At 36.5% G+C, this 386-nt stretch carries 1 pseudogene; it reads left to right on the top strand.

Annotation, left to right across the window (positions count from 1 at the left end):
* Positions 1–360: pseudogene (locus DDE80_RS15245) on the top strand (lipopolysaccharide biosynthesis protein); the annotation flags it as partial.
* Positions 361–386 lie beyond the last annotated feature (26 nt).

Here is a 386-nt window from a genome sequence, read left to right as displayed (position 1 = left end):
GTGTCATCCATTATTTTTGTACAGTTTTTGGGCGTAGAGGGGGTATTAATAGGTGGGCTGTGTTCATATGCCTATCGAACTTGTGATTTAATTCTGTATACGTCAAAAGAAATTTTAAAAAATTCAGCGTTGCATACTGTTAAAAAAATAACGCGCAATATGATTTTAGCATTCATCGCAGCCTCGCCATTTGCATTTTTCATTGAACTCCATATTACAGGTGCCGGTACTTGGTTGATAGCAGCTATATGTGTTTCCTTATGGACCATTACGATCGTTCTTTTAGGGAACTTTTTTCTTGAACCTAAAATGATGCGAGCTATTTGGGACCATGTGAAACGTACAATTACCAACACCTAAAAAGTTTTTCCTATATGTGTAAGTAC

The sequence above is a fragment of the Metalysinibacillus jejuensis genome, from assembly GCF_003057615.1.
Taxonomy (GTDB): Bacteria; Bacillota; Bacilli; order Bacillales_A; family Planococcaceae; genus Metalysinibacillus; species Metalysinibacillus jejuensis.
This window is presented reverse-complemented; position numbering and strand designations above follow the sequence as displayed.